This is a genomic window from Microcystis sp. M015S2, assembly GCF_020245945.1.
GTDB lineage: Bacteria > Cyanobacteriota > Cyanobacteriia > Cyanobacteriales > Microcystaceae > Microcystis.
Window position 1 is genome coordinate 21,712 of the sequence record NZ_JADBTX010000086.1, and the last position, 7,810, is coordinate 29,521.

At 43.1% G+C, this 7,810-nt stretch carries 6 protein-coding genes and 2 pseudogenes; 6 read left to right on the plus strand and 2 right to left on the minus strand.

Annotated elements, in window-relative coordinates:
* The first annotated feature begins 40 nt into the window (after positions 1-40).
* The 6 genes from IM473_RS15385 to IM473_RS15410 all read left to right on the plus strand — a co-directional run bounded on the left by IM473_RS15385 (position 41) and on the right by IM473_RS15410 (position 7,180).
* Complete coding sequence (locus IM473_RS15385; RefSeq protein WP_287690519.1) at positions 41-2,953, plus strand: tetratricopeptide repeat-containing S1 family peptidase; 2,913 nt, start codon at positions 41-43, stop codon at positions 2,951-2,953.
* 17 nt (positions 2,954-2,970) lie between these two features.
* Positions 2,971-3,159 carry a type II toxin-antitoxin system HicA family toxin gene (locus IM473_RS15390; RefSeq protein ID WP_002768607.1) on the plus strand — a complete coding sequence of 63 codons (189 nt, stop codon included), beginning with the start codon at positions 2,971-2,973 and terminating at the stop codon, positions 3,157-3,159.
* 11 nt (positions 3,160-3,170) lie between these two features.
* Positions 3,171-3,467 (plus strand): type II toxin-antitoxin system HicB family antitoxin, encoded by a 297-nt coding sequence (locus IM473_RS15395; protein WP_002763050.1) that lies wholly within the window; start codon positions 3,171-3,173, stop codon positions 3,465-3,467.
* Positions 3,468-4,337: 870 nt separating this feature from the next.
* A complete protein-coding gene (locus tag IM473_RS15400; RefSeq protein ID WP_004163769.1) occupies positions 4,338-5,339 on the plus strand; it encodes a pentapeptide repeat-containing protein in 1,002 nt (333 codons plus the stop codon).
* Positions 5,340-5,590: 251 nt separating this feature from the next.
* Complete coding sequence (locus IM473_RS15405) at positions 5,591-6,349, plus strand: sulfite exporter TauE/SafE family protein (protein ID WP_287658452.1); 759 nt, start codon at positions 5,591-5,593, stop codon at positions 6,347-6,349.
* A gap of 213 nt (positions 6,350-6,562) precedes the next feature.
* Positions 6,563-7,180 (plus strand): PEP-CTERM sorting domain-containing protein, encoded by a 618-nt coding sequence (locus tag IM473_RS15410; RefSeq protein ID WP_287658454.1) that lies wholly within the window; start codon positions 6,563-6,565, stop codon positions 7,178-7,180.
* A gap of 65 nt (positions 7,181-7,245) precedes the next feature.
* Here IM473_RS15410 and IM473_RS15415 read toward each other — a convergent pair.
* A pseudogene (locus IM473_RS15415) lies at positions 7,246-7,482 on the minus strand (Rpn family recombination-promoting nuclease/putative transposase); the annotation flags it as partial.
* Between the two features lie 42 nt (positions 7,483-7,524).
* Positions 7,525-7,810, minus strand: a pseudogene (locus IM473_RS15420) (Rpn family recombination-promoting nuclease/putative transposase); the annotation flags it as partial.

Here is a 7,810-nt window from a genome sequence, read left to right on the forward strand (position 1 = left end):
AAACCCGTTTTCTACTATTTAAAATAGCTAGGTAACAGCCATGATCAAACCTTCGATCGCCCTCATCCTTCTTTTCTCCCTACTGCCTCAACCCGGATTAACCCTTGTCACCCCGGCTGCCAGAAATATTTCTAATGATCGCATTCTGACGGCACAGGGCGATCGGGAGCTTACCGAGGAGCAAATCCTACAACGAGTCACCGTTCGGATCACTAGCGAGATAAATCGGGGATCGGGGACGATTATCGCCAAAAAAGGTGATAATTACCTTGTCCTAACCAACGCCCACGTTACCCGCAGCGCAAAAACCCTACAGGTACAAACCTACGACGGCCAGAGCCGTGCGGCCCGCATTGTCCCCGGTTCCCTATCGGAGAATCAAGATCTCGCCCTGCTAGAGTTTAGCGATACCAGGAATTATGCGATCGCCGCCATCGCGGAGTTTATCCCCAATCAAGACGAGATCGGTTTAGAAGTGGTGGCTGCGGGATATGTTGCCGAAACGGGACAGTATCGGACGACAAAGGGAACCCTTGAACAGGTGAGCGATCGACCCCTCCGGGAGGGCTACAGCGTCGGTTATAGTGGGGAGATCGTGCAGGGAATGAGCGGCGGCGGCATTTTTGTCGAGGGGGAGTTAATCGGCATTAACGGGCGATCGGCCCATCCGATTCTCTCTAACTACATCTACGAAGACGGTACAAAACCCACTGGAGAAGAAATTCAACAGATGAGAGCGGTTAACTGGGGCATTTCCCTTAATACCCTCTTAACCTACATCCGGCCCGAAATCCTCAGCGCCTATAACCTACCCCTACCGCAGGTGAACCCCGATATAGAAACCACCGCCTATACTGGTTATATCGCCGAATTAGAAGCGAAAGCGAAGGGTTTCACCGTCCGGATCGATAGTACGAGCGGTGCAAACGGTAGCGGTGTCATTATCGCCCAGCAGGGAAAAACCTACACCGTCCTAACCGCCGATCACGTCCTCTGTGAGAAAGTAGCCGAGGAGAAAACCTGTGCCAATGTCACCTACACCGTTGTCACCAGGGACGGCAAAACTCGAAACATCGAGAAAAGCACCATCATCCAGCAGGAAGGGGTAGATTTAGCAGTTTTTCAGTTTGAAAGCCAGGACAATTATCCCGTTGCGGAAATAGCCAACTATAACCCAAATACTAATGATTTTGTTTTTGCCGCAGGCTTCCCCAAAATTGGCAACAATCCCTCGAAATGGTTGTTTAGTGGCGGTATAATTAACGATAAAGAACGGGGATTAATACAAACCCGCCAAAGTGACTTAAGCACTCAACAAAGTGGAACATTACAAAGTGTTGCTTCTTTAACCGGGGGCTATGAATTAGTTTATACCAGCATCACATTTGGGGGCATGAGTGGCGGTGCAGTATTAGACTCTCAGGGGAGAGTAATAGGGATTCATGGACGTTCAGAAGGAGCAGAGGGAGGGAAAATTCAGTTAGGGTATAGTTTAGGGATTCCCATTAGCACTTTTATCGGATTGCAAGAAAGATTGAAGGTAAAACCGCAATTATTAACCACTGCTCAACCCCAAGTTAGTCCGCAACAAAAACAAGAAATTAGTCAAGCGATTGCTGGTATTATTGTTCCTAATACCACTGCGAAGGCGGATATTTGGATAGAAAGGGGAGGACAATTATGGCGGTTAGAAAGGTATGAGGAAGCAATTAAAGCCTTTGATGAAGCGATTAAGCAAAATGACCCCGATAATGTCTATTTAGCCTGGTATGGGAAGGGATTTGCGTTAGGTGCTTTAGGTAAAGCTCAACCAGCTATAGAAGCTTTGCAACAAGCGATTAATACCTTACCTAAAGGGGAAGATTTAAAGGAGTTTCACAGTAGTATTTTACAACAGCAAAGTGTTGTTTATCGCTATTTAGAAAATTATGAGCAAGCCTTAACGGTGATTAATCAGGCGATTTCTCTGTTTCCCAATAACCCCAATTCCTATAACGAGAAATGGGGAGTATTAAGTCGATTAAAACGCTATGATGAGGGATTAGCGGCGATTAATCAGGCAATTCATCTCGCTCCCCGTGCTGCTTGGTATTACAATCGTGGTATTCTTTACTATAACCAACAAAAATACGAATTAGCTTTAGCTGACTGGAACAAAGCTATTGAAATTAATCCTAATTATGCTGAGGCTTACAGCAATCGGGGGATTCTTTACTCTGACCAAAAAAAATACGAATTAGCTTTAGCTGACTGGAACAAAGCTATTGAACTTAATCGTAATTTCGCTGGGGCTTACTACAATCGGGGGAATCTTTACTATAACCAGCAGAAATACGATTTAGCCCTCTCTGACTACAACAAAGCCATTGAAATTAATCCTAATTATGCTGGTGCTTACCTCAATCGGGGGGTTCTTTACGAAGACTTGCAGAAATACGATTTAGCCCTCTCTGACTACAGCAAAGCTATTGAAATTAATCCTAATTTAGCTGAGGCTTACACCAATCGGGGGAGTCTTTACTATGACTTGCAGAAATACGATTTAGCCCTCTCTGACTACAGCAAAGCTATTGACATTAATCCTAATTATGCTGAGGCTTACTACAATCGGGGGATTCTTTACAAAAACTTGCAGAAATACGAATTAGCTTTAGCTGACTACAGCAAAGCTATTAAAATTAATCCTAATTTTGCTGAGGCGTACAACAATCGAGGGAATCTTTACTCTAACCAGCAGAAATACGAATTAGCTTTAGCTGACTACAACAAAGCTATTGAAATTAATCCTAATTTTGCTGAGGCTTACGCCAATCGTGGTCTTTTATATGCCGAATTAAAACAAACCAAAAAAGCCAAAATTGATCTACAACAAGCAGCTATATTATTCCGCCAACAGGATAATATGGCTGCTTATGAACAAGTGATGCAGATTTTACAACAATTAGGGGGGTAAAATAGAAATCATCAATTATGGAAAGTCGAGAAATTATCAAAAAACTGAAGGATGAGGGATGGTATCAAGTAGGTACAACAGGAAGTCATCATCATTTTAAACATCCCCATAAAAAAGGGAAAGTGACTGTTCCTCACCCTAAAAAGGATATTCCCCTTAAAACCCTAATCAGTATCGAAAAACAAGCCGGTATTAAATTACGATAAAGGAGAAATCAATGATTACTTATTTAGCCACCGTTCATAAAGATAACCATAGTGATTATGGGGTACAATTTTATGACTTTCCGGGTTGTATTAGTGCAGGAGAAACCATAGAAGAAGCGAAAAAAATGGCAACTGAAGCCTTAAAAGGTCATATTTCCTTCATGTTGGCAGATGGGGACGAAATTCCCACCCCTAGCACCCTCGAAACCATTTTAACCGACGCGGATCATCAAGATGCGATCGCTTTTCTACTCATTGAGGTATCAGAAGCTATTTTAAACCATCAGGAATTGTGTGTAAAAAACTAGGTGCAGTCCCTAGCTTGGTTTGAGCGAATAAATAGGTTAAAGAAAACCTCTCAATTCTCAGGAAAAGCGAAACCCAACAGCCAAAATATAAATCCGTCTGAATCTTTTTGTTGGGTTTCCTTGGGTCAACCCAATCGACGATAATTGCTATGATTACTATAATTCGACCTTTTCCGTTTACCATCAACAATTTAGTTGACTTCCACAGCAGCTCTAATCCCATCTTTAAAAAATCAATTGACCGATATTTATCTCCTCAATCTGCCCCCAGTCTCAGACAATATTGAGATGACCAGTCTATACAATTATCCCCTAGGGAAAATCAAGCCTTTTGGCGAATTGATGAAAAAGCCATTAACCCCTCTTGCCAAAACAGACCACAACCTGATAGACTCATTAAACCAAGGCTTCAGGGAATAGGATCGGGCAGTTCATCCCTAAGAGGGATTGACTTTGACGAAGTTTTATGATTGCTCAACTGGAAAGTCCCCGAAATCTGGTGATTAAGAGTTTTAGCCTGTTGGCTACCGGACTGACTAAGCAGACCTAACAAATTCAACTGTATGATACCGAGTCAAGACATCGGCGAGGCAGTAGATTCAGTCAGAAAAACTGACGCACAAGACTTCTCTAATTTAATGCCTAGACCTGGCTGGCAACAAGTGGCAGGTTTAGGTAGAGGTTGTTTTTGGTATTGAACCCCGATTCTTGTAGTTATTTACCCGTTTTAGTGATTGCCAATAGGGATTTTAAGCCCGTAATTGGTTGAAAATTTCTATTTATTCGCAAAAATTCCCAGTCGCTCCCTGTTCAGTAATTTTCCCCAACCCATTCTCTGGAAATCACCTTCCAGAACAATTTAGTTATTTTATGAGTAGTAATGCCTTAACCGATCGTGAACATCTAATCGAACTGTATAATCGAGGTGAACGCAACTTTGCCGAAGTCAGACTTAGCGGAGTCAATTTAAAGAGACAGTGTTTAAACCAGATTAACCTAAGTCATAGTTACTTAAAACGAGCCAATTTAGCCGAAGCTTGTTTAATTAACGCTAATTTCAAGGACGCTTCCCTGGAAGAAGTTAATTTAAGCAAAGCTTGTCTTATCGATGCTAACCTAACTAAAGCCGATCTTTCTGGGGCAAATTTGCGCCAAAGTAACCTAAGCGGCGCAATTTTGAGTAATACTGTCCTCAAAAAGGCTGATTTAAGTTCTGCCTGTTTAATTCACAGTAGCTTACTTTTTGCTCAACTGTTCAAAGCAAATCTGGAAGCCGCTAATCTCACCTCAGCCACTTTAACCCATGCCATGGCGGGGAAAGCTAACCTAAAACGGGCTATTCTCACTCGTGCTATTCTTAGCTCTGCTAATCTTAGCCATGCTAACTTAAAAGAGGCTAACCTAATTCGAGCCTATCTCTATCAAGCTAATCTGGAAAACTGCCAGCTTCAATACGCCGACCTCAGCTATGCCGATTTACGCGGGGCGGATTTACGCGGGGCGGATTTACGTTGTGCTAACCTCGAAGGTGCTAATCTGACGGGAGCTAACCTCAATTGTAGTGATTTTGAGGGAGCTAACTTAACCGGAGCCGATTTAAGCAAAACTGACGCTAATAAAGCCAATTTTCGCCAGGCTAACTTAACCGGTTGTAATCTGCTCGGTGCTAATTTAGCCTCCGCTAACCTTTCCGGTGCTAATCTACACCAAGCGGGATTACTCTTGAGTTATTTAGTGGGAAGCAATCTTAAACGAGCTAATCTCAAACAAGCTAACTTAATCGGGGCGATTTTAACCGAAAATAATCTCCTTTCTGCTTCCCTCGAAGAGACTATTCTTCCTAACGGTAGTCGCGGCAATCTCCTTTCCTAATATTCCTAGAAAAACCCAGTTATAGAGACTTTTCCGCCGAGGTTTCTATAACCGTGGGGTTTTTCTTGGGGTAATGATGAATGATGAATTATAAATTATGAATTGGGAGTGGGGAGTGCCAGAGTTGGGAGTGGGGAGAATAAATAAAAATAATCTCCTGAATACTGTCTCCCGTCTCCTGTCTCCTGTCTCGACTAGGAAATTAATTTTGCACGACTATTCAGACCCTTCAAGGCCATGAACCGAAGATAATGGCAAACAATTACTTGATTTTACTGATAACGGGCGTTTTTTCGGGCTTATTAGCGGGTTTATTTGGTATTGGGGGTGGCACTATCTCCGTGGCGATCCTGTTAAATTTAGGCTACAGTTACGGAGAATCGGTGGCTACCAGCAGTTTAGCGATCGTTTTCACTTCCCTAGGGGGTACGATCCAAAATTGGCGATTAGGTTCCCTCAAATGGCAGCGAGTTCTCCTCTTAGGTTTACCCGGGATTTTTACGGCATTTATCGGAGTCTATCTGGTCAAATCTAGCCCCAAACACCTCCTAGAAGCGGCTTTTGGTTGTTTTTTACTACTCAATATCTATTTAACCAATCTCAAGCAAAATTTAAGCCAAAAAGAGCCAGTTTCTGCCCTTAGATTGCATCCTAATCTAGCCTGTCTGCTAACCGGAGGAATCGCTGGATTTCTAGCCGGTATTTTCGGAATTGGCGGTGGGGCGATCATGGTGCCACTACAAATGATTTTTTTGGCAGAAAAGATCAAAATCGCCATTGTCACCAGTTTAGGTGTGGTTTTACTCAATTCGATCGCCGCCTGTTTCGCTCATGCCCAAGCTGGTCATATTCTTTATCTAGAAGGGATTATTTTAGGTATCGGTGGTTCCCTAGGTGTACAAGTAACCACTCGTTTTTTACCGAAATTACCGGATCGATTGGTGCTGATTACTTTTTATATTTTTCTGCTACTGATGGCCATTTATTTCTTCATCCGCGCTTGCTCTTAGACTGGATCAACGGACTGGTTAATTTCTAACCCTTCCACTCTCTCCCTGATGGGCTTTTTTCCGTGTTCATCAATAAAAAACGGCGAATACTTGACAAATTCGGGGGGGGGGTAGAATTATGATGCTTATTACTATTAAGCAATGATTTATGGGGTATAAATAGCAATTTTTCCCCAGTATTAGCCATGAAATTAACTTGTCAATTAATCAAAAATGACTAATCAACTGCTAAAAGCCCTTTGCCTTCCTGCGGTGACTTGTGCCGTTTTCAGTGCCATTCCCGCCCATGCCGCCATTTTTACCGCTACCTATACGGGTACTGTTTCCAGTGCTACTGTCGATAACGTTACTGCCGGTAATACTGCGCTTATCACCTATCAGCTTGACAATGGGGGAACTTCCCTGTTAAACCAAACATGGACCGCGAGTAACATTGTGAGTGTCACCTTCAATTTTGGTAATGGGGCCCACGTTACTACCTTTAATCCTAATGGGGGTAATGGGTTGACTAATAGTATAGGAAGCTTTGTCACCAATGCCTCAGGAACATTAACGGCTGTTCCTTCTGATTGGTTCGATATCTCTAATGTCAATGTCGTCTCAACCAATTCTACACAAACACCTAACGCATGGGGCGTGTTTGGGGTCAATCCCGTTTACGCTACTAATAGTTTCTCCAATAGTGTCGATTTGACCAATGTAGAAGGTAATATCGTTGCTGCTAACTGGACCATTCAAGGCACCCAGACACAGACAACCCCGGAACCAGGCACCGTTTTAGGTTTATTAGCGGTGGGTTCTCTGGGTGTATTGGCTCGCAAACGGCAATAAATGACCAATTCTGCTGTAAGGAAGGTTTAAAAGCCTTCTTTTTTGGTTAGGGGGGCGGTATAGTGTTATCTCCCTTTTTGTATAGCTCTAACCTGTTTAACCTCTAATTCTAAGGCGGATGCGACTTGCTCAACACTTAACCCTAAGGCTAACAAACGGGGGACCGCCTCTAATGCTTTGTTTAGTCTGCCTTGCTCAATGCCTTCCTCGCGACCTTCCTGACGCGCTTCCTCGCGCACATCTTGAAAATACTGAGTTTGTTTTAATTCATCTAAACTAAACATAGTTTCTATCTCCCGACGATAGGATTAACAGGACCTCCTAGACATGAGGACAGAAGAAGATTATCTCCCTTTTTGTATAGCTCTAACCTGTTTAACCTCTAACTCTAAGGCGGATGCGACTTGCTCAACACTTAACCCTAAGGCTAACAAACGGGGGACCGCCTCTAATGCTTTGTTTAGTCTGCCTTCCTCGCGACCTTCCTGACGACCTTCCTGACGACCTTCCTGACGCGCTTCCTCGCGCACATCTTGAAAATACTGAGTTTGTTTTAATTCATCTAAACTAAACATAGTTTCTATCTCCCGACGATTGAGAAGTGGTAACTTATAAACGAGAATCGTCTCT